The organism is Shimazuella alba, from assembly GCF_009831235.1.
Classification (GTDB): Bacteria; Bacillota; Bacilli; order Thermoactinomycetales; family Thermoactinomycetaceae; genus Shimazuella; species Shimazuella alba.
Map to the genome: position 1 here is coordinate 78,356 of NZ_WUUL01000001.1, position 23,673 is coordinate 102,028.

27 protein-coding genes and 2 pseudogenes are annotated in these 23,673 nt (G+C 37.4%); 22 read left to right on the forward strand and 7 right to left on the reverse strand.

What is annotated here, in order from left to right; all coding sequences use genetic code 11:
• The first annotated feature begins 680 nt into the window (after positions 1-680).
• On the forward strand, positions 681-1,676 hold the full coding sequence (locus GSM42_RS00350) for a hypothetical protein (RefSeq protein WP_237446434.1): 996 nt from the start codon (positions 681-683) through the stop codon (positions 1,674-1,676).
• A 510-nt stretch (positions 1,677-2,186) separates the two neighbouring features.
• Here GSM42_RS00350 and GSM42_RS00355 read toward each other — a convergent pair.
• The 3 genes from GSM42_RS00355 to GSM42_RS00365 form a co-directional block, all read right to left on the reverse strand.
• Positions 2,187-2,576, reverse strand: a complete 390-nt coding sequence (locus GSM42_RS00355; protein WP_160799274.1) for a hypothetical protein — start codon at positions 2,574-2,576, stop codon at positions 2,187-2,189.
• A gap of 508 nt (positions 2,577-3,084) precedes the next feature.
• Positions 3,085-3,579 (reverse strand): inorganic diphosphatase, encoded by a 495-nt coding sequence (locus tag GSM42_RS00360; RefSeq protein ID WP_160799275.1) that lies wholly within the window; start codon positions 3,577-3,579, stop codon positions 3,085-3,087.
• A gap of 91 nt (positions 3,580-3,670) precedes the next feature.
• Positions 3,671-3,880 carry a ferredoxin gene (locus GSM42_RS00365; protein WP_160799276.1) on the reverse strand — a complete coding sequence of 70 codons (210 nt, stop codon included), beginning with the start codon at positions 3,878-3,880 and terminating at the stop codon, positions 3,671-3,673.
• A gap of 720 nt (positions 3,881-4,600) precedes the next feature.
• Here GSM42_RS00365 and GSM42_RS00370 point away from each other — a divergent pair.
• The 3 genes from GSM42_RS00370 to GSM42_RS00380 all read left to right on the forward strand — a co-directional run bounded on the left by GSM42_RS00370 (position 4,601) and on the right by GSM42_RS00380 (position 7,720).
• A complete protein-coding gene (locus tag GSM42_RS00370) occupies positions 4,601-5,191 on the forward strand; it encodes a genetic competence negative regulator (protein ID WP_160799277.1) in 591 nt (196 codons plus the stop codon).
• A gap of 219 nt (positions 5,192-5,410) precedes the next feature.
• A complete protein-coding gene (locus GSM42_RS00375; RefSeq protein ID WP_160799278.1) occupies positions 5,411-6,679 on the forward strand; it encodes a Glu/Leu/Phe/Val family dehydrogenase in 1,269 nt (422 codons plus the stop codon).
• 63 nt (positions 6,680-6,742) lie between these two features.
• Positions 6,743-7,720: a YpdA family putative bacillithiol disulfide reductase gene (locus GSM42_RS00380; protein WP_160799279.1), complete on the forward strand. Its 978-nt coding sequence runs from the start codon at positions 6,743-6,745 to the stop codon at positions 7,718-7,720.
• A 60-nt stretch (positions 7,721-7,780) separates the two neighbouring features.
• Here the strand turns inward: GSM42_RS00380 and GSM42_RS00385 are convergent, their stop codons facing one another.
• Positions 7,781-8,398, reverse strand: coding sequence for a hypothetical protein (locus tag GSM42_RS00385; RefSeq protein WP_160799280.1), 618 nt, complete (start codon positions 8,396-8,398; stop codon positions 7,781-7,783).
• 106 nt (positions 8,399-8,504) lie between these two features.
• Positions 8,505-8,684: a hypothetical protein gene (locus GSM42_RS00390; protein ID WP_160799281.1), complete on the reverse strand. Its 180-nt coding sequence runs from the start codon at positions 8,682-8,684 to the stop codon at positions 8,505-8,507.
• Between the two features lie 142 nt (positions 8,685-8,826).
• Between GSM42_RS00390 and GSM42_RS20330 the strand changes: the two genes are divergently transcribed.
• From GSM42_RS20330 to rpsA, 6 genes and pseudogenes are all read left to right on the forward strand, one after another.
• Complete coding sequence (locus GSM42_RS20330; RefSeq protein WP_202404700.1) at positions 8,827-8,991, forward strand: hypothetical protein; 165 nt, start codon at positions 8,827-8,829, stop codon at positions 8,989-8,991.
• A 208-nt stretch (positions 8,992-9,199) separates the two neighbouring features.
• Positions 9,200-9,559, forward strand: a pseudogene (locus tag GSM42_RS00395) (cell wall hydrolase); the annotation flags it as partial.
• Positions 9,560-9,571: 12 nt separating this feature from the next.
• The gene (ypeB, locus tag GSM42_RS00400) at positions 9,572-10,915 is read left to right on the forward strand and encodes a germination protein YpeB (RefSeq protein ID WP_160799282.1); all 1,344 of its coding nucleotides are present in this window, start codon (positions 9,572-9,574) and stop codon (positions 10,913-10,915) included.
• A 235-nt stretch (positions 10,916-11,150) separates the two neighbouring features.
• The gene (gene cmk, locus GSM42_RS00405; protein WP_202404701.1) at positions 11,151-11,819 is read left to right on the forward strand and encodes a (d)CMP kinase; all 669 of its coding nucleotides are present in this window, start codon (positions 11,151-11,153) and stop codon (positions 11,817-11,819) included.
• A 1-nt stretch (position 11,820) separates the two neighbouring features.
• Positions 11,821-12,423 (forward strand): lysophospholipid acyltransferase family protein, encoded by a 603-nt coding sequence (locus GSM42_RS00410; RefSeq protein ID WP_160799283.1) that lies wholly within the window; start codon positions 11,821-11,823, stop codon positions 12,421-12,423.
• A 93-nt stretch (positions 12,424-12,516) separates the two neighbouring features.
• Positions 12,517-13,656 (forward strand): 30S ribosomal protein S1, encoded by a 1,140-nt coding sequence (gene rpsA, locus GSM42_RS00415; RefSeq protein WP_160799284.1) that lies wholly within the window; start codon positions 12,517-12,519, stop codon positions 13,654-13,656.
• A gap of 700 nt (positions 13,657-14,356) precedes the next feature.
• On the opposite strand, the pseudogene GSM42_RS00420 reads toward rpsA, so the two are convergent.
• Positions 14,357-14,722: pseudogene (locus GSM42_RS00420) on the reverse strand (GerAB/ArcD/ProY family transporter); the annotation flags it as partial.
• Between the two features lie 158 nt (positions 14,723-14,880).
• On the opposite strand from GSM42_RS00420, the gene GSM42_RS00425 reads away from it, so the two are divergent.
• From GSM42_RS00425 to GSM42_RS00465, 9 genes are all read left to right on the forward strand, one after another.
• The gene (locus GSM42_RS00425) at positions 14,881-15,072 is read left to right on the forward strand and encodes a hypothetical protein (RefSeq protein WP_160799285.1); all 192 of its coding nucleotides are present in this window, start codon (positions 14,881-14,883) and stop codon (positions 15,070-15,072) included.
• 243 nt (positions 15,073-15,315) lie between these two features.
• On the forward strand, positions 15,316-15,600 hold the full coding sequence (locus GSM42_RS00430; RefSeq protein WP_160799286.1) for a hypothetical protein: 285 nt from the start codon (positions 15,316-15,318) through the stop codon (positions 15,598-15,600).
• Between the two features lie 58 nt (positions 15,601-15,658).
• Positions 15,659-15,886 carry a hypothetical protein gene (locus tag GSM42_RS00435; RefSeq protein ID WP_160799287.1) on the forward strand — a complete coding sequence of 76 codons (228 nt, stop codon included), beginning with the start codon at positions 15,659-15,661 and terminating at the stop codon, positions 15,884-15,886.
• Positions 15,887-16,643: 757 nt separating this feature from the next.
• The gene (locus tag GSM42_RS00440; protein ID WP_160799288.1) at positions 16,644-17,255 is read left to right on the forward strand and encodes a hypothetical protein; all 612 of its coding nucleotides are present in this window, start codon (positions 16,644-16,646) and stop codon (positions 17,253-17,255) included.
• Positions 17,237-18,121 (forward strand): YIEGIA family protein, encoded by an 885-nt coding sequence (locus GSM42_RS00445; RefSeq protein WP_237446407.1) that lies wholly within the window; start codon positions 17,237-17,239, stop codon positions 18,119-18,121. Before GSM42_RS00440 ends, GSM42_RS00445 begins: the two co-directional genes overlap by 19 nt.
• A 2-nt stretch (positions 18,122-18,123) precedes the next feature.
• A complete protein-coding gene (locus tag GSM42_RS00450) occupies positions 18,124-18,306 on the forward strand; it encodes a capping complex subunit for YIEGIA (RefSeq protein ID WP_160799289.1) in 183 nt (60 codons plus the stop codon).
• A gap of 83 nt (positions 18,307-18,389) precedes the next feature.
• Positions 18,390-19,706, forward strand: coding sequence for a ribosome biogenesis GTPase Der (gene der, locus GSM42_RS00455; RefSeq protein WP_160799290.1), 1,317 nt, complete (start codon positions 18,390-18,392; stop codon positions 19,704-19,706).
• A 12-nt stretch (positions 19,707-19,718) separates the two neighbouring features.
• On the forward strand, positions 19,719-20,336 hold the full coding sequence (gene plsY / locus GSM42_RS00460) for a glycerol-3-phosphate 1-O-acyltransferase PlsY (RefSeq protein WP_160799291.1): 618 nt from the start codon (positions 19,719-19,721) through the stop codon (positions 20,334-20,336).
• Positions 20,333-21,352 (forward strand): NAD(P)H-dependent glycerol-3-phosphate dehydrogenase, encoded by a 1,020-nt coding sequence (locus GSM42_RS00465; RefSeq protein ID WP_160799292.1) that lies wholly within the window; start codon positions 20,333-20,335, stop codon positions 21,350-21,352. Before plsY ends, GSM42_RS00465 begins: the two co-directional genes overlap by 4 nt.
• A 168-nt stretch (positions 21,353-21,520) precedes the next feature.
• On the opposite strand, the gene GSM42_RS00470 is transcribed toward GSM42_RS00465, so the two are convergent.
• Positions 21,521-22,090 carry a hypothetical protein gene (locus GSM42_RS00470; protein ID WP_160799293.1) on the reverse strand — a complete coding sequence of 190 codons (570 nt, stop codon included), beginning with the start codon at positions 22,088-22,090 and terminating at the stop codon, positions 21,521-21,523.
• A 120-nt stretch (positions 22,091-22,210) separates the two neighbouring features.
• Here GSM42_RS00470 and GSM42_RS00475 point away from each other — a divergent pair, with 120 nt between their 5' ends.
• The 3 genes from GSM42_RS00475 to GSM42_RS20890 all read left to right on the forward strand — a co-directional run bounded on the left by GSM42_RS00475 (position 22,211) and on the right by GSM42_RS20890 (position 23,659).
• Positions 22,211-22,375: a hypothetical protein gene (locus tag GSM42_RS00475; RefSeq protein ID WP_160799294.1), complete on the forward strand. Its 165-nt coding sequence runs from the start codon at positions 22,211-22,213 to the stop codon at positions 22,373-22,375.
• Positions 22,376-22,687: 312 nt separating this feature from the next.
• Positions 22,688-23,476 carry a hypothetical protein gene (locus GSM42_RS00480; RefSeq protein ID WP_160799295.1) on the forward strand — a complete coding sequence of 263 codons (789 nt, stop codon included), beginning with the start codon at positions 22,688-22,690 and terminating at the stop codon, positions 23,474-23,476.
• A gap of 54 nt (positions 23,477-23,530) precedes the next feature.
• Positions 23,531-23,659, forward strand: a complete 129-nt coding sequence (locus GSM42_RS20890) for a hypothetical protein (protein ID WP_275402100.1) — start codon at positions 23,531-23,533, stop codon at positions 23,657-23,659.
• Positions 23,660-23,673: the final 14 nt, after the last annotated feature.

A 23,673-nucleotide genomic window follows, 5' to 3' on the forward strand; every position in this document is an offset into this window, starting at 1 on the left:
TTAACACGAATAAGAAAACCATGTCAATGGACTTTTTGGAAAAAAAAGAGGTGTATAAGTGAACGTTATGTATTTGATTGGGCATATCGTTCGCCTTTAGGTTGTTTTACTAGAGGTTTAAAAATTTAAAAATAAAAAGAGGGAGATATTTAAAAACGAAAGGCAGCGGAGGATTTTTATAAAATTTTATGCATTATTGCTTAAGTTTTCACAAATAACCGGATGGTAGAAACCATCCGGCCAAAACAAAGCAAAATATATCAGTGGTTCAACAACCATACAAGGTAATTCAATTGTTTTGGCAGTTATGGGTCGCATCTACTGATAAGCCCAATGACATCCTGTCACCGATGCGAGTACGTTTTCTTACCTTACCCTAGCTTGGATTAGGTAAGAGGACGTACTCGTAACCGTGGCGGGGAAGTAATTGATTTCAAAACAACATTAGTTTCCTTACAGTTAGAACAACCAGCATGCATGCCTACTCCAAGAATTTACCAATAAAGTATGGGTAAACACACTTTCAAATTTATTATATGATACTCAAACCTTCTGATCAATCAGAAAATGTTTTGTTTAAAAATTTTTTTGTTCGCTAAAACAAATGCATCACTTGCAAGTTTTTTCGTTTTACAGGATGATAGAATCAACGAGTTTTTGGAGGCGGTTTTGTTTTGGCGATGAGAGATGTAGTAGGACAGGAACGTGTAGTACATTGGTTACAGTCAGCATTTCAACAAAAACGATTAGCACATGCCTATTTATTTACGGATTCTCATACAAGGTACATAAAAAAAATGGCTGTAGAGCTAGCAAAGACCTTGAATTGTGAACAAAAGGGTTTAGATGCATGTGATTCTTGTCCGACATGTATTCAAATTGAGCATGGAAATCATCCTGATGTAGTTTCCATACAGCCTGATGGTTCCTATATAAAGATTGATCAAGTAAGGGTTGTGCAAGCAACATTTCGTTATCGTGCTCCAAATGAGATACAAAGGGTGTTGATTATCGAATCAGCAGAGAAGATGCGATTAGAAACAGCAAACTCTTTATTAAAATTTTTGGAGGAACCGATTTCTCCCATGGTAGCTATTTTACTTACGAATAAAAAAGAACGAATATTACCAACGATCCGTTCCAGATGCCAATGGGTGCGTTTTTCTGCTCCAGCTATCCATTTGCAACAGAAAATGTTTTTGGAAGAAGGTTTTCATGAGCCAGTCGCAAATCTTTTATCTCATTTACATTTTCGAGACGAGCTGGTTCAGCTCGAATCACATGAAATAGAGCAAAACATAGAGAATTTGGTGCAATGGAGTAAAGCATTCCTCACAGGAGACGAATCTGCATTGATCGATGTACAAGTAGGTTGGTTAGCAAATGAATTAGAACAAGGTAGATCAAGTAGTCTCTTGGAACTTCTTCTTATTTGGTTAAAAGAATTAATGAATAAAAATAGTAGCTTTTTTTCAAAGCAGCATTCTATGAGACAAAAAATTCGATTGAGTGTAAAGGAAAGTGATATTTTAGTAGCGATGGATAATGTACTGATAGCGAGTCGATTGGTGCATAAGGCAGAGATTTCAACAAGTGCGATCTGGGAACAGATGGTTATTGCTACACAAGAGAAAAGAAAAAGTAAGTATGATGATTGGCGGATGATCGTGATCTAAATACGGAAAGGAAAAGCTGCAAGAATACCCTTCAAAATCCCGAAACGAAAGAGGACGACCAGAAGTCAACAGAAGACAAACATTAAACAGGTTCAACTATATTTAAAAACAGGAAGCGCTTGGGCAGATCTGCCCAAGCGCTTCGGTTCATATGTGACTTGTTGAAGAATATCATTTCTATGTAAAGTTAGGTATTTGGGATCGAATTTGAACGTTTTTAATAAGGGATTTATAAGAGAAAAACTTCTTCAACTGCATTGTGTCCATTTGGATGCAAGTTTTGTACCTGCAAAAGAGGAGGATATGCCCATGTTGCGATAATTATTGGGGTCGCATCATGCGGTATATGCCTGCTGTTATTTTATCAAAAAATTCCTGAAGCACCTCCTTATTTAGTATGGATAAAACAGCTGTAGAAAAAACAAAAAAACTTCCTTTGAGCAAAGGAAGTTTGATTTGAATTTTGGTGCCCGTCAGCCTACAAAAGTAACTGACGGGCAGTGATTTTACTTATTTTCCACGTACGCGAAAGAGATCAGCAATGCTGTAATGATAATTACCAAGGCCTCTCATCTGTACTGCGATAGCATCTGAAACTCCCAAATACGTTCTAGGCTTACCATCCATGTCGAACGTAACTGGTGTATCAAAAGTTACAATTTCACCTATTGGAGATCGAAGCGCCATCGAAGTTTTTACAGTGAGTTCTGTAGCCTCCTTCATTACATTAAGGCAAATCCACCCTTCAGTGCTATCCTTGATAGCACTGAAGGGTGGATTTTTTGGATTCATGACACGAAATTCACCTTCAAAATAATATTCTGTCCCATCCTCAACGATTCTCACGCTAGAAGGATCAGAAATATTAAAGTATGACTTTCGGATTGACTTAGCGGGCATTGTTATCCCTTCGAAGCTGTACGGAATGTAACATTTATAATATAACATTATCATATTATTTTTACAATTTCTAAAAAACAAATCATGAGAAACTAATTAAAAGATTATAGGAGCTGTTTGGATTGAATTGGTTCCTTAAACACAAATCCGATTTATATAATAAAATTTTGTTTATATAAACAAATTATCTTGGGGAGAAGAGGAGATGATATCTTGGACTATGGGATAATTATAAAATTGTTTTAATGGTCCAAGAGAATGTGATATGAAATATTCAGGTGTACTAATCCGAATCAAAGCTGTGTAGCAATCAGAACATATGTATATCTTCTTAAGACATTTGTGATTCTTCAAGCTGCCCAATATTACATCTGGTTTTATAAACCATGAACGTTTTTAAGAAAAGATTGAACCAATGTTCTCCGGTAAAATATCGGAAAACATTGGTCGCTTAGGTTTTTTCTTCTTACTGTCTACTTGACAGGGATAAGTTCAAATGGAGAGTTTTTTATTTTGTTTCTTGAAAACGAGCTAAACATTCTTGATAAAGATTTGCTGCAAATGCTGCATCTTTCCAACCCTCGATGTGTGTTTCTTTTTTCTCGAGATCTTTATATACACGGAAGAAGTGAGCGATCTCATCTAAAATATGAGGGGCTACATCCTCCAAACTGTGTACATTTGCAAAACGTGGATCCTCCGTCGGAACAGAAAGTAATTTTTCATCTTGACCTTTGTCATCAGACATGACAAGTACCCCAATAACACGACTAGAGATGACACAACCAGGAAAAGTAGGGAAACTGGTAAGAACAAGGATATCTAAAGGATCTCCGTCTTCTGCTAAGGTTCCTTCTAAATAACCGTATTCAGTTGGATAATGCATAGGTGAAAAGAGAACGCGATCCAGACGAAACACACCATTTTCTTTATCGTATTCGTATTTGTTTTGGCTTCCTGTTGGGATTTCCACAAAAGCATCTACAATAAGTTCTTTGGACATTATGAAACCTCCTTAAATATGTACAAGCAACATTTTAAACGTTGCAGAGAGAAATTTCCACAAAATAAAAAGAGGCGATAAAAGCCTCTTTTTATTCTTCGACTTTGATGGAGTCAGTAGGACATCCTTCTTGTGCGTCACGAACATCGTCATGAAGATCTTCTGGTACATCCGCTGTACCTGTATTATCATCTAATGTTACAAAAGCAATTCCATCTTCGTCATAATCATAAACATCTGGTGCTGTTGCCCCGCAAGCACCACATGCAATACATGTGTCCTTATCTACCCAAGTACGCATGATTAAGATCTCCTTCCGGTATGTAGCCTAAGAACTTCATAAACCATTGTAGAATGATTCCGTATATATTGCAACAAGGAAAAATTCAAGAGCAATCCAAGCCTCAGTGATATTAGGAGGTACCAATTGTAAGGGAAGATTCCTTCTGATTTTGTACAAACATGGAACCAATCCTTCTATCATATAGTGAAAAAGGGGAGGGATGGTGTTGAACCATACAAGAAATATGATCATAATTGTTTTGGCTACTTGTATATCATTGTATTTATTCCCCAAACAAGATAGCTTTTGGGCTTATTTAAGTGTAACATATTACGTTTCAGTTTGTGGTATGCTAGTAGCGCTTTTCTTAACACTTCAACATTTGCGGAAATGGGTTAACTATATCTCCATGACAGATTTTGAAGCAAAAAACTGTTTTGTGGTTATATTTTATGCAAGTATTCCTCTGTTACTCTTCCTGTTTCTTCCTATACACACTGTTATCTTCTTTTTTTGGTTTGTATGTTACCAATGGAGGGAATGGAAGAAGCATAGAAATGTGATACTTCTGGAAAAAAAGCAACCAATCAAACAGAAGTGATGTATCATTTATAGCATTTTTTCTGGTGTTCATGTATCATAATAGTAGAAAGAATGGAGACTTGGAGAAGGAACAATTTTTTCTCTAAACACATACAATAAGAATGTAAAGGTCTCCAGCGAGGGAGGGTAAGAGCCATGCGTGTCGAACGTCTAGGTGGGGATAAGGTCCGTTTCTTTTTGACTTTAGATGATTTAATGGATCGAGGAATTGAGAAAGAGGATATGTGGCGTGATATCCCCAAAGTGCATGAACTATTTAATGATATGATGGAACATGCATACCAAGAGTTAGGCTTTGAGATTGCTGGGCCTTTAGCCGTAGAGGTATTTGCCTTACCAGCGCAAGGGATGGTAGTTGTCGTAACAAGGGGTCGTGTCCCTAAATCAGAAAATGATGACTTTGATGGCAGCGATGTTTATGAGCTAGAGGTAACGATGGAAGAGAGTGATCGTATCGCTTTCCGTTTTAGCGACTTTGAATACTTGATTCAAGCTGCTCTCCGTCTTGAACCGTTAGTGAAACAAGCAGGTCAAGTGTATCATTATAAAGATAATTATTATCTCTTATTTGGTGATGAATTACCTGCTTCCCGTTTAGAAGGCGTTATTGCGATCTTACTAGAATTCGGTGAACCTTCCACTACAACAGATGTATTTTTAATGGAGTATGGAAAAGTAATATGGAAAGATAATGCAATACAAGAGATTATCCACTATTTTAGTTGATTTCATAGAGATGCCATGCGCGCTTTGCAGCGCGTTTTTTTATGTCATTTATTGATTTTTATATTCAATTTGTAGTAATGTGAAAAGGGTGTTTTAATCGTTTTTATCTTCTATTCGTTCATCTTTTTTCACAGGCTTTTTCCTATTAGAGAAGTGGTGTATACTGTTCACGTGATTGAGTAAGTGATTAGAGTTCGATAACATACTGAGGTGGTTAGGATGGGACAAACAATAGCGAAAGGTCAAGAAGAAAATCTAGATGTACTAGTTTCTACACAAACAGTTGTTAAAAATGCATTGGACAAACTTGGTTATCCAGAGGCGGTATACGATTTACTGAAAGAACCAATGCGTATTTTAACCGTCCGTATTCCGGTTCGTATGGATGATGGGAAAGTAAAAGTATTTACTGGTTACCGGGCGCAGCATAATGATGCTGTAGGTCCAACAAAAGGTGGAGTTCGCTTCCATCCAGATGTTACGGAATCAGAGGTTAAGGCTCTGTCCATTTGGATGAGTTTGAAGGCGGGAATTGTGGATTTGCCTTATGGTGGAGGTAAAGGTGGAATTATCTGTGATCCTCGTAACATGTCATTTGGTGAATTGGAGCGTCTTTCTCGTGGATATGTACGTGCAATAAGCCAAATTGTAGGACCAACCAAAGATATCCCAGCTCCTGATGTGTTTACCAACTCACAAATTATGGCTTGGATGGTTGACGAGTATAGCCGTATTCGTGAATTTGATTCCCCAGGGTTTATTACTGGGAAACCACTAGTACTTGGTGGATCACGTGGACGTGAAACAGCTACTGCAGCTGGTGTGACCATCATGATTTATGAAGCCGCGAAAAAGCGCAATATTGATATCAAAGGTGCTCGTGTTGTCATCCAAGGTTTTGGTAATGCGGGAAGTTTTCTTGCTAAATTTATGCACGATGCTGGGGCAAAAGTTGTGGGTATATCTGATGCATATGGAGCACTACATGATCCAGATGGTTTAGATATTGATTATTTATTAGAACGTCGTGATTCGTTTGGAACAGTTACGAAATTATTTAAAGAAACCATTACAAACGAAGAGTTGTTAGAATTGGACTGCGATATATTAGTACCTGCTGCTGTTGAAAATCAAATCACAGCAAAAAATGCAGCTAACATTAAAGCGAGCATTGTCGTAGAAGCTGCAAATGGACCAACTACTCTTGAGGGAACACGTATCTTAACAGAGCAAGGAGTGCTGCTTGTTCCAGATGTACTAGCTAGTGCAGGTGGGGTAACCGTTTCTTATTTTGAGTGGGTACAAAATAACCAAGGTTATTATTGGTCAGATGAAGAAGTGCAAAATCGTTTGGAACAAATTATGGTACAAGCATTTGAAAATGTTTACCAAGCTGCAGAGTCACGTGGGATCGATATGCGTTTAGCTGCTTATATCGTTGGTGTAAGAAAAATGGCTGAAGCTTCCCGGTTCCGTGGATGGGTTTAAGCATATAATAGAAGAAAATGAAAAGCACCCTATGGGGTGTTTTTCTCATAAGAGGATGACAAGATGGAAGATGTAATAATTATAGGAGCAGGACCATGTGGGTTATCTACTGCCATTGAGCTAAAAAAAGTTGGTTTTAATCCGCTAATTTTGGAAAAAGGCTGTATAGTTAATTCTATATATCATTTCCCACTGGGTATGACTTTTTTTAGTTCTCCCGATAAAATTGAAATTGGCGATATCCCATTCCCTACTGTTCATGAAAAACCAACTCGTGCAGAAGGATTAACTTACTATCGAAGATTAGTAGAACATTTTGAGCTTCGAATTCATCAGTATCAACCGGTTGAGAAGATTAAAGTAGGTTCAGATCATTTTGAGATATGGACCACCTATCGCTCTCAAAAACAAATCTTTCATTCTAAATATGTGGTTGTGGCTACAGGGTATTATGGCAAAGCCAATTTATTAGATGTTCCTGGTGAAAATCTGCCTCATGTAAAACATTACTTCCGTGAGGCACATCCTTATGCTGGACGTAATGTTGTAGTTATTGGTGGGAAAAACTCAGCAATCGATACAGCCTTGGAATTATCTTATGTCCATGCTAACGTGACCATGATATATCGTCAGTCAGCTTTCCAACCAAGTGTTAAATCATGGGTAAAACCATTGATTGAATCAGCAATAAAAAATGATAAAGTAAAGATCTTTTGGGACACTACGGTTGACGAAATAAAGGATGATAGTGTTATTGTTCATCAAAAGGGTAGAAAAATAAAAATCCCTACTGAGTTTGTATTTGCGATGACTGGATATCGGCCAGATGTTACATTGTTGCAGTCTGCGGAAGTTCAGTTTCAAAAGGAATCTACTGTTCCTATTTATTCGAAATCGATGGAAACCACGATTTCCAATTTGTATGTTGCCGGTGTGGTCATATGTGGAAATGAAACGAGTAAAGTCTTCATTGAAAACGGAAGATTACACGGGAAACAGATTGCACAAGGAATTCTGCAGAAAGAATTGATTATAAATTAAAAACTTAATTTCTCATTAGTGAAACCTCCACCTGTGAAAGTGGAGGTTTCGAGTTTTTAATTATGTTTGGTTGGTTTTACCCGTTAGTAAATATTGAACGGTTTTCGTCACACGGTCTACAACTTTAATAATAGGGCCTTTATGTTGGTTGCTTGGACCAGTAGAAGGAGTAGGCTCAGGAACTGGATTGGGTTTTTCTGTTTTGGGAGGTGTGTTGTTAGGTTCATTTTCGTTACTTGGTTTAGGCTGAGTGGGAGGTTTTTTAGATTTCTTTTTTGAAATAGTAATTTTCGATTTTGTTGTTTTTGTTTGTGTTGTTTGATTCGAATTGGTGTATTGCTCGATTGGATTTGGATTTTTCGCCAAAGCTTGGTAATTAGGAGCCTTATTTTCTTCAACGGGAGTTGTTGGAATAGTAGAATTTATCTTCACTTCTACCGTTTTTGCTATTGGTTTTTTTCTAGGGATATCTTTATAATTTTCTTTTGGTGTAAAGTTCACTGCAATGTTCATCTTATCTTCTGTTTTAGCATCAAATCCCATTTGGGTTTGTCCAATAGCATATGCAATCGATAATCCAACTCCCAATGAGGCTACGATGGTACCAATATACCAAAGCCAATGGGTTTTGGGTCTTTTTCGTTTTAATTCCATTATAGGGCGGTCAGATTTGGTCAAACTTATTCCTCCTAGGACAATCGATTATCTCCCATTAAACAAAATCTATTGTTTCTTTTCAAGGTTTTCTGATTAATTTCGTTACTTCTTCACAAAAAACAGACAACTAACCAGCTGTCTGTTTATAAGGAAATGGGATCAAGGTATGAACTTGGGTTTTATCTATCAAGATGGATAGGAGTTGTTTTTCAAATGTGTCATTATCATAGTAATTTCGTTTATGAAATAGCTCTTTCAATTTCTCTTGATTTTGGGGACCGTTCATGACCGTTTGATATAAGATCATTTTTCAGCAGCTCCCGTTGCTTTATTATATTAAAGTATAAAACATTTTTAATATAATGTGTATATTCTTACGGATAATTTTCACATAAATAACTTATTTTTTTTGCTCATTTTGTCCACACTTACATTGGAGGTGGTTGGACATGAATGAACAGAGTAAATTTATTGTAAACATTGAATGTAGTCATTGCGGAGAAAGATTTATATTGAAAGGAAGAATGAAAAAAGGGAAAGTGGAAACAGGATTCAAAAGATGTGTGTGTGACAATCAAGATGAATTTGATATTTCTCAAGAGGAGCTAAGTTAGCTCCTCTTTTTTGTATAAGGATATGAATATCAGCTCAAAATACAAAAGAATGTAAACCAGCTTCGTAGTAGAAATAAATTCAAAGGATGTAAGGAGGTTAAGAAAGGTGAAGAAATTGGTCTTCTTACCCCTATTATTCATAATTGGTGTCTTCCTCATGGTCGGCTCTCAATCTACATATGCAGGAAACGCAGGGAAGAGTAGTAGTGGTTTTTCACAAAATGATATTCGTTTAATCGCAAATGCAGTTTTTGGAGAGTCAAGAGGAGAGCCATATGTAGGTCAGATTGCGGTGGCTGCTGTTATTTTAAATAGATTAGAAGACAAGCGCTTTCCAAATACTGTATCAGGAGTTATCTTTCAGCCGGGTGCATTTACTGCGGTAGCGGATGGGCAAATATATTTAACACCGAATGCGAAAGCAAAAAAAGCGGTTATGGATGCGATTGATGGTACAGATCCTACAGGAGGTTGTAGCTATTATTTTAATCCCCAAACCGCTACTTCTAAATGGATTTGGTCGAGACCACAAGTGAAAAAGATTGGAAAACATATTTTTTGTCGATAGGAGTGATTTACATTGTATAGAAAAATTTCGGCTTTTTTATTTCCGGTTACTCTCCTTGCGTTAGTTGCAACTGGCATTTGGGGCTATTATGAAAGTCAAGACAAAGATTCTATTTTAATTAAAGCGGAAAATCAATATCAAAGAGCATTTCATGAGTTAAATGACCATATGGATCAATTGGATGCAGAGATGGGGAAATCGTTAGCGATAAATTCAGCAAAACAAACAACAACTTCTATGACAAATGTTTGGCGTTTGACCTATGCAGCACAAAACGATATTGGACAGTTACCAATGACATTGATGCCTTTTCATAAGGCTGAAGAGTTTTTAAGTGACCTGGGAACTTTTTCGTATAAAATTGGAGTACGTGACCTTCATGTCAATCCAATGAGTGCAAATGAATGGAAATCACTTCAATCATTATACAACCATCAAAAAGAAATTCGGAGTAACCTTCATCAACTACAATCTAAAGTATTGGATAAAAATCTGCGTTGGATGGATGTAGAATTAGCTTTAGCATCAGAAGATAAGAAAATGGATAACACAATCATTGATGGATTTCACAAAGTAAACAAAATGGTAGAACAATATCCAGAAGCAGATTGGGGACCTACTGTTAATAATCTAAAAGTAAGACAAAAAGAAAAGTATAGCCACTTAAAAGGAAAGACGATCACACCAGAAGAAGCAAAACGAGAAGTATCACGGTTGCTAAATCGTCCAACAACAAAAAATATGTCCGTGGTTCTAAACAAAAAAGGTGACTACCAAACTTACAGTGTTCGCTATCCGTTAAAATCAGGAGATGTATACACGGATGTTACAAGAATTGGTGGTAAAGTCGTATGGATGATTGATGAGAGGGCAGTCGGAAAAAGGAAGTTGAATTATGAACAGGCTGAAGCTGGTGCTAGACGTTTTCTTACAAGACTAGGTTATCCCAACATGTCAGTTATCTCTTATAATCAAACCGATAATGTGCTTTCCTTAAATTATGTTCATCGTGAAGATGAAGTGTTGGTTTACCCACAAGCATTAACAGTTAAAGTTGCTTTGGATAATGGGAATATTGTTGGAATGCATGCAGCTGAATATGTCTTCAATTTTCATGAGACAGTAAAAGGAAAGCCAAAGTTAAGCCAAGCTGCTGCTCAGAAATTCGTTAGTCCTCGGTTAAAGATTCAAAAAGGAAACCTTGCTTATATTTATGGAGAAGATGGTAATGAGGCTTTATGCTATGAGTTCCTTGGTACAATTAATAAAGAACAATATCGTGTCTTTATCAATGCACAAAATGGAAATGAAGAATTTATTGAGAAAATCACGAAAGCAGATATTTCACAGGTTTAAGAGAATCATTATTCCTTTCTATGCAATCCATTGAATCCCTTTTGCCCCTTGCAAGTTCGACAAAGTATAGTATAATACCTGTAGAACGAGCACGAATGTTTACATAAATATGATGTTTTGTCGGGTTGAAGTCTATCGATGGATTGCATTAGCTAGATGATAATAAGTTCATCGCTTTGAGCAGGCTAAAAGACCTGCTCATTTATTTTTATGCTTGGAGAAAGGATCGACTAATATGTTGCCCATTCAGGTAGCAATTGATGGTCCAGCTGGTGCTGGTAAAAGTACAGTTGCTAAGTTGGTAGCAAAACAACTTGGTGCAAAGTATATCGATACAGGTGCTATGTATCGGGCAGTTGGGTGGCTAGTTTCAACCAATCATGTTGATGTAAAGGATGAGGAACAGGTTCTTCGTTTGGCTGAATCACTGCGTTTTTCATTTACAGATTCAGGCATACAAGTAAATGGTTTCCAACTTACGAATGAGATACGAACTGAGCAAATTTCAGCATTTGCATCCGCCATCGCTAAAATAGGCGGGGTAAGGGAAGTACTCGTAGAGAAGCAACGTCAACTTGCTGGGTTAGAGTCAGTCGTAATGGATGGAAGAGACGTTGGGACTCATGTTTTACCAAATGCAAATATAAAAATATTCTTAACAGCATCTGTAGAGAAACGTGTAGAACGGCGATTTAAGGAGTTGAAAAGAAAAGGCGAGCAACCTTCCTTAGAAACACTTAAACAAGAGATTATGGATCGCGACCATAATGATAAAAATCGTCAGTTTGCTCCTCTATGCAAAGCTGAAGATGCCATTCTTCTTGATACTACTGAATTAACGATGGACCAAGTGGTTGATCAAATACTTCAGTTATGTCGCACCAAATTAGGCGGTGAAGAGTAGTATGAAAGAGAGTAGAGGATGGTATTTGTTTTTTAGAGGATGTTTTCGACTCCTTTTTGCTTCTATTTTTCGGTGGAAGATAGAAGGCCATGAACATGTCCCCAAAGAAGGCTCTGCAGTTATTTGCTCCAATCATATAAGTTTGTTAGATCCTCCGTTGGTTGGTAGTGCATGTAAACGAGAAATTCACTTTATGGCGAAAGAAGAATTATTTCATTTCCCGGTATTATCCTATTTTTTACCTAAGATTCTAGCTTTTCCAGTAAAACGTGGAACAAGCGATATGAAAGCGATTAAAACTGCGATTAAGATTCTACGGAATAACGAATTATTTGGTATATTTCCTGAAGGGACACGAAAGAAAGCAGATGAACCGGAAGAAGCCGAAGAAGGTGCGGTTTTTATTGCGCTAAAAGCAAAAGCACCAATCATTCCTGTAGCTCTTATAGGACCGTATCGCATTTTCCGTCCAGTACGAGTAGTTTTTGGAGAACCAATTGATACGACTCCATATACGGCGGGCAAAATTAATAAAGAAGTGATAACAGAAGTTACACAGATTATGATGGATAGGATTCAGGATTTGGTGAATCAGCATCGGTAAGTGGATCATAATGTGAGTAGGAAGTATTTGCTCAGTGATCATTACAATATATATTTGGCACATTTGGTTATCTCATGGAGGAGGTCTGTCAGCATGTCAGAAGAAATGAAAGCAGAATTTGTGCAAGTTGGAGACATTGTTACAGGAAAAGTTGTGAAAGTGGAACAAAATCAAGCATTAGTTGATATAGGTTATAAATCGGAAGCTATTCTACCTATTTCGGAAGTATCCAGTTTGCATGTAGAACAAGTTGCAGATGAGGTACAAGACGAGCAAGAATTACGAGTAAAAGTAATTCGATACAATCAAGAAGAAGACCAATTTGTTGTTTCTAAGAAAGCAGTAGATGCGGAATCAGCTTGGGAAGCTTTACAAGAAAAATTTGAATCTGGTAAGTCAATCGTAGCGACAGTTGCCGATGTAGTAAAAGGTGGGCTTGTGGTTAATGTTGGAATCCGTGGTTTTATCCCTGCATCTCTAGTAGAACTTCGATTTGTAGAAGATTTTTCTGAATACAAAGGGAAAGAATTAGAACTAAAAGTTGTTGAACTCGATAAAGAAAAGAACAAATGTATTTTGTCACGTAAAGCAGTGTTAGAAGCAGAAGCAAATCAAAATAAAGAACAGACACTCAATAGTATTGAAGTTGGATCTGTTTTAGAAGGAACCGTTCAGCGCATCACTGATTTTGGTGCATTTATTGATATTGGTGGTGTAGATGGGTTGGTTCATGTTTCGGAAATCGCTTGGCACCGTGTTGGGCATCCATCTGAAGCAGTGAATGTTGGCGATAGTGTTCAAGTAAAAGTACTCAAAGTAGATCGTGAAAATGAACGTATCAGTTTGAGTATGAAGGAAACACAAGAAGGACCTTGGCAACAAGTGGCACGAGAAATTCAAGTGGATGATGTGGTTAAAGGTGAAGTAAAACGCCTTGTATCATTTGGCGCATTTGTAGAAGTATTTCCTGGTGTAGAAGGACTTGTTCACATTTCCCAAATCTCTCATCACCATATTGGAACCCCATCAGAAGTACTAAAAGAAGGCGAAGAGGTTCAAGTGAAGGTATTGGATATTCAACCTGATCAAAAACGAATTAGCCTTAGTATCAGAGATGTTTCTGAACAACCGGCACCTGTGAAGAAAGAAACAAAAGAAACTGTAAAAGAAGATAATAGTTCTTTCGGAGTTACTCTTGGTGACATGTATCCAGAGCTTCGCAATCTCAAATAAGGTATGATATCAGTTACAAAAAACCTAGCTAGTAATGCTAGGTTTTTTGTATTTGTAGGATAAAATAAGTTTTTTATCCATATGACTTTGAAAAACGATTGGTAAGACTATACATCGGGGCACTGGATGAATTTTAGTGGTGTGTCTTTTTACGATGAATCAGCATCAAAAGGGAATAGAGTACCTGGGTGCAGAAACAACATCAGTATAACTGACGTTGGGTGGGTAAATGTCAGCCTGCTTAGATGTATCGTCGCGCGAAGATCAGAGGTGCTCTCGTATGACTGGACAGATACAAGCCCCTACCTTTAAGCGTCAGCGTAGTTGGCGGGTTGTTGATAAAGAAATATATGACATGCACCTTTTGCACGTATTGGTATCATAGAAAGGATTCAATGGTTTTCTCCATTTTGGTTCTCTATGCTTTTGTAGAGAAAATCAATCTTCATTTTTTTATGTAAGTAGTTATTTTGTGTAAAGAAAAATAGAGCAGGGGAAATTTTATAAATATAGATAAACCTTGGAAATACAAAGAAGTAGTAAAGTAATTAAAAAAAATGGGGATATACGAAAAAATAATAGCAATGGTAATACAGACAAATGAGATGATAAAGGGAAAATACTTATATTTATGTATACTAGCCCTCAAAGTTTTTACAAATAATTTGGGATGCGAGGTAGTTTAAAAGACAAAGTTTAATTAACGAGCACAAGACAATACAAGTATGGTAAGAGGATCGATATTTTTCAAAAATTCTCCTGTAGAAACAAATCGAAGATATTCCAATTGGGGGAATCGTATTCGTTTTGTAAGGTGGTGCCCAAATTCCAAAAATGAGTATAACCAATGTTGAATATTGATAAATGTAGTCAACAAAGCAGCTAAGGTTAAAGCTACTATAGGAGATTTTTTTGTTTTAAACTCAGGAGCAAGGAACAAGAACAGCACAATATCGCCTGTCCAATTTAGGGTTAATAAGGAAGATTGATCCATTTTGTCCCAGCCAAAATGGAATATCATGTGCATCATGGAATAATCAAACTCAGGTGTACTTAATACAAGAGCTGTAAAAAAAGGAAATTATCATAAATTCTGTAAAAAGTATGTCATTCATATTTATTACTGTTTTGAATCCTAACGATACAATCAAAGCAACGGAGAATATCAGAACAATATTACCGGTTAAAATTAGTCTCAGATAACAAAGAAATAAGCGATTTGACTTGAATCTTACGATAACGATTGAGGAAGAAAAAGATGTAGTTCGTGAGTTTATTACGTTTATCCGAACTGATGATAGGTATACTTTTTATTCCCATGCCAAGTATTACTTTTCCCCTGTCAAAGATTTGATCAAATTGTCCTTTACAAGGGGTGGAATGAGTGGAATTTACGGATGTCAAACGATGGGGTAAAGAATTATCAAAATATTTTGTTTAAAATTATGAGTACGAAAATTATATCAAGCAAAAAAATAAATTTCGTTTGGCAAGAACTCGGTTTGACCTTATCACCGCTATTCATTTGCTGCAACTTGAAGGAGAATCTTTACCCACATAAAGCAAATAAACCCTACAACTGACGCCAAAAAATATACAGATGCTTTGTGAATTTATTGTATAGGTGAAAACGGAGATGTTTGTCAACTGCATATAACCATGATCAGTGCAATCGCCGAGTTTGAGCAAGAAAAAACGAGTAGATGGAATTTATTAAGGGAAGAAGGGGGAAACAAAGGTTGCTGGAAACAAAAAAATAACATATGTGACACTACAAACCGATCAGGAACTTTGACGATCAAACTATTACATGCAGAGAAAACACAGTTAGAGGAAACTGCCATGGAAATAAAAGGAGCAAATTGTGATATTTTTGCCCCACCAAATAAGGCAAACGAGAGAAGAATATTTCTCATCTCAGAAAGAGCTTTGTTATTAGTCTGAATTTTCCACTATGATAGAATAGACAACCATCCACAATCACATAGAAAGAGACCATAACATGGGTGCTAAAAAGCTTTCGATTCCAAGGTTTCACATGTGGGAAGTTACTGCCTATTATCCGGTAGTGGAGCGTGTTTTCCAGGATGGGGATAATGCAACTTACTTCGATTCCAATGTAAACGAGAAGGATTACTCCTTGCAAGTTACCAAAACTCGTGTAGCTGTAATTTGTGGCTTAGGACTTATTTGTGTTACCAATCGTCCACAGATGATTCTAATGATCTAACATTCGATGGGAAGAAAATGGCTACGGTAAAGCGAGTGAAGTAAGTTGTCTGTGTTTCTGGGTAGTTTCCAAGCGAGCTATCCAGAAACACCAAATGTAACCTAATTCAGGGACGTGAAGAATAAATTGAACATTGGCACTGTTTCTCATATGATAAAAAGGTAACGGCATTACTCCCGCACTGAAAAGAGAGATCATGTCCAACTCCTTGCTGAAGTTCCAGTGGGACATCAATGTACTCTTCCCATTTATCCCTTCTTTTTCTGCTTTCTATTTCATTTGAGTTCCCTCGCCCCATTTGATTTGATACGAGAAAAGAGGCAATTTTCTTTAAGCGAAAAGAAGAAACCACCAAAAGGTTCCATGGCATAATGGTGGGAGATAAAAATAGAAATCCTATAAAATGGATGCGTGATACAAAAGATTCTAAATGTTGCTCTTGGTACAAAAGAGGAAAACCAATACCGTCTAGTTGTCAGTGAAATTGGGGTTCTATTGAAGACATAATCTGGGGTATCCAAAAAAGTAAAAAGTAGTAAAAAAACGGTGTAATTCAAATGGAACAACTCCTAAAAACCTTTTTGATATGTAGTTTTTCGATATTATAATACTTATACAACTTATTTTGGAATGAAGTTGTTGCTGTTAAATTCTGAATATTATGTTATTTTATAATCTGATAAAACTTCCCATTTTGTGGTGCTTTTGTTTTATCTACAGCTTATTTATCCATACTACGTATTAAGAGGTGATAGTTGTGTCTACTTTTATACCTTTGGTTATTTTAATTTTACTTTCATCGGGCTGGTTTACTTTTTTGCCTCATCAGCTCGACATAGCGAAACAAAATATCATAATTTATTTGGCTATTATTAGTTGTGCCTCACTGTTACCACCTATTTCAATTACATCGTTTATGGATATACATCTCGATTATCTTTGTTTATTTATTCTTTTCCTTTTTTTATTAAAGCGAATTCCACTTGATCGATTAGCTACGTTGATTAGTTTAATGATCATGTTAGGAAGTTTTTTATTTTTATTTCATGAAGTATCTCGAACAGCATTATGGTGGAGATCTTTTACCTTTCAGTGGTTTACCATTTTTTTATCAATTGGCGAAGCTATAATATCTACTAGTTTGATCATCGAGCAGTTCTGCTTGGTGTTTGGCGGTTTATTGATTACACAGTGCGGGCTCTACTATCTTTATCATGATCGTCTTAGTCCAATGGTAATTCCAGGGTTGGGTGCATCGGATACGTTTTGGATTACAGTAAGCATTTTAATCATAGTAAAAAAATTACAACTTTGGGTTCCTACTATTCAAAAAAACTGGAGGTTGGCATATTGGACAAAGAAACGTTAGCGATCACTTTGGGGATTATTTTTGGTTTTGCTGCTAGATTGCGATTATTACAGAGTGATTATCGTCAATATCCTACCTATCCTCATGGTCAAGTCATTCATTTAGCACTAGGTTTGATTGCTTCTGCTCTAGGGGCTGTTGCTATTCCTGCTTTGTTAAAACCGGATTATACAGCAGTTACTTTTCTAACTTTAGCTGCTCAACAATTTCGTGATGTACGCAATATGGAAAGAGAAACGCTACAAAAATTAGATGAAACTGAATTGGTACCCCGGGGATTTAGTTACATAGAAGGAATAGCGATGGTTTTTGAAGGGAGAAACTATATTGTTATTCTCGCTGCTCTTTTTACGAGCGCAGCGGTCATGTTTGGTGGGTGGATTACTGGTGTGGTAGTAGGTATTGTTGCAATCGTCTTGTCGAGTTTGTTGAAATCAGGGAAAAATATGGGTCAAATCGGTGCAGTGTATGAAGTGCCTCTGCGTGTCGAAGGAGCAAGTTTGTATGCAGCAGATATTTATTTGATGAATATTGGATTACCAGATAACAGGAAACGAATCTTAGAAAATGGAGTAGGTATTGTCATAGAACCTTTGAATGCGAGTAGTAGAATAACCATTTCTAATCTTGGTCAACGCCAAGCTATATTACACGATGTTTCTTCTATTCTTGGAGTTACAAGAGATTCTGGTGAACCAGCTCTCACGCCTCTTGCAAAACTAGATTTAAAAGATGGGCGCTTAGGATTAGTGACACTTCCCCAAGAAAAGAATATCCCAAAGATAATCCAAGTTATTAAAAATGTCCCAGTACTGGAAAGTGCAGTCCGAAAGCCAAACCAATTTGATGCCAAAAAGCAGGTGTAACGATGAATGAGAAAATATTAGCTATTATAACAACAGCACCAGATCTTGTGGCAGGTGGTGGTTCTCCTGTTTTTGTGACAAAGGATGAAGAAGAATTATTAGAAAGAGCATTCCTTTTAGAAAAAATATTAGATGCGATGGTACACAAATTAAATGAGTCTACCTATATCATCGTGAAACATTAACGGTTGAAGTCAGAACCCTCGATAGGTAAACTGTATGAGGAAGACTTTGATATTCAAAGTGATAAATGAAGTGAGGAAGTTAAATGAGCTTACCAGTTGTAGCAATTGTAGGTCGCCCAAATGTGGGGAAATCAACTATATTTAATCGATTAGCAGGCGAGAGAATTGCCATTGTTCAGGATGAACCTGGAATTACAAGAGATCGAATCTATACCCAGAGTGATTGGAATGGGGAACGGTTTCATGTTATTGATACAGGTGGTTTGGAGTTCGGTGAGCAAGATGAGATTTTAGACCATATTCGTAACCAAGCTGAATTGGCCTTAGAGGAATCGGATGTCATTTTATTTGTAGTCGATGGCAGAGAAGGTATAACATCCGGTGATGAAGAGGTAGCGCGTTTATTGCATAAGACCAATAAACCAGTGATCATTGTAGCAAATAAAATTGATCACCATAAACATGCAGATTTAGCATATGAATTTTATCAGCTTGGTTTTGAACATGTAGTAGCTGTGTCTTCTTTGCATGGAACTGGTACAGGAGATATGTTAGATTTAACGGTGTCCTTGTTCCCTGAAAAGATAGAAGAGACATACGATGAGGAAACCATAAAAGTCTCTTTGATTGGTCGCCCCAATGTGGGAAAGTCATCGTTGGTCAATGCTATTCTAGGAGAAGAGCGGGTTATTGTTAGTCCAGTAGCTGGCACAACAAGAGATGCAATTGATACACCATTTACCCATGATGGAGAGTCTATTGTATTAATTGATACAGCGGGTTTGCGTAAACGCGGAAAAGTATATGAATCGATTGAAAAGTTCAGTGTACTACGTGCGATGCAAGCAATTGAGCGATCAGATGTATGTCTAATTGTACTAGATGGAGAACGTGGGATTGCAGAACAGGATAAGAAAATAGCAGGATATGCACATGAAGCAGGTCGTGCAGCTATTTTTGTCGTAAATAAATGGGATGCGGTAGAAAAAGATGAAAAAACGATGGATCGATTTCGAAAAGAAATTCGTTTTCAATTTCAATTTATGTCTTATGCACCCATTTTGTTCACCTCTGCAAAAACAAAGCAGCGAGTCGGTAAAGTTTTACCGAAAGTGAAAGAAGTAGCTGAACAACATGCAATGCGTATATCTACTTCTGTTATTAATCAGGTCATGCAAGATGCCATTACGATGACGCCTCCCCCTTCGGATAAAGGAAGAAGATTTAAAGTGCAGTATGCTACACAAGTAGCCGTAAAACCGCCAACTATGGTACTGTTTGTCAATGACCCAGAACTTGCGCACTTTAGTTACTTACGATATTTAGAAAACCAGCTTCGGGAAGCATTTGCATTTGAAGGGACACCCTTAAAAATATTGTTACGCAAAAAGAACAAATGATGAGGAGGACCTATGGACGTATTATCGATCATATCTGTTGTACTTGCTTATTTCATCGGGTCTATCAGTTTCAGTTATTTAATGGCTCGATGGGTGAAAGGTGTTGACATTCGAGAACACGGAAGTGGAAATGCAGGTGCAACGAATACACTTCGGGTCTTGGGGAAAGGACCAGCTGTTGTTGTATTACTTTTGGATGCTTTAAAAGGTGTATTAGCGATTTACATTGGATATTTGCTCTCTGGAGAGAGTCATTTTGTTCTAGCTCTGTGTGGGATGATGGCTATTTTTGGTCACAATTGGCCTATTTTTCTTCGATTCCGTGGAGGAAAAGGGGTAGCAACAACAATAGGTGTCGTGATTTCATTAATGTTTTATGCTGGCCTTATTACTGGAATTATCGCTATTCTTCTTATTGTGCTTACACGGTTTGTTTCACTGGGTTCATTGGTATTTACCATCGGTTTGCCATTTGCTGTATTGGCTCTTCAATCCCATTATCCGGTACCATATCTCTGGCTGAGTATTGTTATTGCTGCGCTTGCTATTGTCAGACATAAACGAAATATCAAAAGTTTATTTCAAGGTACAGAACGGAAAATTGGACAGACAGAAGGAGAGAAACAATGAAGCAAATTGCAGTTATAGGTGCAGGTAGCTGGGGAACGGTTTTGGCAAACGTACTTGCAGATAATGGTCATGATGTTACCTTATGGGCAAGAAAAGAAGAGATTGCAAATGAAATAAATACATTTCATCGCAACCATGCATATCTGGTAGAAGCAGAATTTCATCCAAACCTTACCGCTAGCAGCTCTCTTGAAGCGGTAGTAAAGAACAAAGAAGTTGTTTTATTTGTTGTACCATCTCATGCCATGCGGGATATGTTAATTAAAATAAAACCATATGTACGAACGGATGCACTTCTTATACATGCAACAAAAGGTTTTGAACAAGAATCATGGAAACGAATGTCTGAAGTGATCGCAGAGGAATTACCAGAATGGCATGATAAAATCGTTGTTTTATCAGGTCCTAGTCATGCAGAAGAGGTAATTAGAAGATCCCCAACCACGGTCGTTGTTGCTTCTTCCTGTCAAGATAGTGCTGAATTAACACAAACGATCTTTATTAATTCTTATTTTCGTGTATATACCAATCCAGATGTAGTTGGAGTAGAAATTGGCGGTGCACTAAAAAACATCATCGCATTGGCAACTGGATTAGCAGATGGATTAGGCTATGGAGATAATGCAAGAGCAGCTTTAATGACGCGAGGTCTAGCTGAAATAGCTCGAGTTGGATCCGCAATGGGCGCTGAGCCAATTACTTTTGTAGGTTTGGCTGGTGTTGGAGACTTGATAGGTACTTGCACAAGTAAACATAGTCGTAACTGGCGCGCGGGTTATGCTATTAGTCAAGGTAAGAGTTTATCTGAGGTTTTATCGGAGATGAAGATGGTCGTAGAAGGCGTGAAAACAACACGTGCTGGACATGCACTAAAAGAAAAATATAATATCGAAATGCCCATTACGGAGCAACTATATGCTGTACTATTCCAAGATAAAGATCCAAAACTTGCAGTGGAAGATCTGATGAATCGAGGAAAAACAAGAGAATTACAAGAAATGGCACAAGGTTGGTAAATTTTTTTTAAGATTGTAATACCGGATGATGAGGCAAAAACATACTCTAAGAGTAGCTTGAAACATTATCCTATAAACACTTGAGCATAAGTGGATCTGGGACAGGGATCAGTTCACTTTGAACAAAGTTGTGATGTAGGGTGATAAGAAGATAAAAAGGGTAAAGCCTTATGGCCTTACCCTTTTTCTTCTGACATTTCGCCTTTTTCCAGCAGTAGCTCTATTCTTTGCAACATGTGGTTTTGGTGTAGTTGTTTGTGTAGCGGCTGGTTTTGGGGCAAACATCTGGGTAAATATACCTTTCATCATGGGGGATTGCAGTATACTTAATACTTTACCCATATCTATATATTGCAGCAAACGTAAAAATGGGGAACGCGGTGGTGGCATTTTTGGTAATTTAATGATTGGTATTTCTTCATCTTTAAATTCATTTTTAAAATCGTTCTTACTGACAGGTGGTTTTGGTAACTGAGGCACGAAAGGTCCTTTGCCGGCTCGGATATTTCTCCCTACCGAAAACAAGCTGGTTGTATGATCCATCATAGATTCTAGGCGCTGTAATGATTGGCTCAGATCATGAATCGTAGAACGAAACGAGACAAATCCATCCATTAGCTTTAGAATGTTTATGTTGGGCAGTCCAGTTTGGGTAGGAAGAGGTTTGCGAGCGATATGGGCTGTAGGTACTCTAGGACGTCTCGTGCTTCTTTTTGATCGTACAGGAGACGATTTCACTGTTACTCCTCCATTCAGGCGTTAGTCCATCTATCATATGCAGGGCTTACGCCGTGAGTCTGGACTGCTATCTCGTAATGGATGATAGGCAATTGCGGAATTGCTTATGAGTAGAAAGGAATGGCAAAAATGGAACTAATGGCAACTATTTTTTTTCTCATCTTGGTTAATTTTTTGATCGCATTTGCGAGGCAACAAAGAAAGGGTTGGCTACGTGTTCTTTTGTTTTTTATCGCAACGATGACATTATTAGTGGCGGTCTTATTTGGAATTAGAGCTTTATAGGAGGGTACAATTTCAACGACTCGCCACCTAAGAGGTGGAAGATTGTAACGATCCAGTCATGCGAGACTCTGACCTTAAATGGAGTTACATCGGTGCAGGTTGACAGTTACCCATTTTCTATCAGTCATGATGATACAGGACCTGTGTTTAGGTACTCCAATTCCCGAAGTGCAGAACCTTCCGATAACTTGTACAACTCCCTGGATACAGTTGTCAAAGTATAAGGAGTGTCTGATAGCAAAAAGTGCCCAACGGTTTTCTCCATATATTCAACAATCCTACTTGGAAAGGAGTACGACAGGAGAAAAAAATGTGGTTCTAAGCATCCCACAAGGATATATCGAACCACGACGCCATTCCTCCCCTACTTGTAGAACTCGAGGTATCCTGTCGGTAAAAATAATGAAACGATTTTTTTCTGTATCAATTGCAGTACTTTGTTTTTTGGTGCTATCTGGTTGCATGTATCCGAATGAAGAACGACAACAACTTGCAGAAGTGGACAATCATATAGCTAGAGTCCAATCTCAATCCGAGCAGTATTTACAACAAAACAAAAACCTGCCATATAAATATGTACCAGATGATCGGAAATTTACAACCCATTATCAAGTTGATTTTCAATTACTTCCTGAGATTCCCATGACCGCATATGAAAAAGGTGGAAACTTCATCTATGTGTTCGTTGGTGCAGAAGGAAAGGAGCCACTTGTTCGTTTATTTGATTTACGAGTAAATGATGAAGTGGAGAAAGTGCAATTGGCTGTAACCAACTTTAAGACCAAATATGGTGTTTTACCAATAAAAGCAAAAGAGTCTAATGGATACTACAATGTAGACTTAGATAAATTGAACATGTCCGATATCTCGATCCCATCTCCTTACTTTTCCGATTCCAAATTGCCATTTTTAATGGATAAAAACGGTAAAATTTATTTGGATTACCGTGGTGATGTTACCCGTATTATTCAAACTGCTAAACAAAAACCAGCGCGAAATGAAGATCTCCGTTTATTTTTAGCGAGAAATTCTATTTTTGTACCTGCGTTTTCACCAATCATAAAAATGGGAGAACAAGGAAGGATACTTTTTTTCTCATAAATGCTTACGAGAATCATATGATAAGTGGTAACCAGTAGAGAGGCAGGGGGCTAGATGAATAGTTGGTTGTTTCATCTCATCACCATACCAGGAATTTTTTTACTAGGCTATCTTTATGCAAACATAAGAGTTGTTGCATTCCATACCTCTCAAAAAGAAAGAGGAGAAAAGAGCTACGAATAATAAGTAGCTCTCTT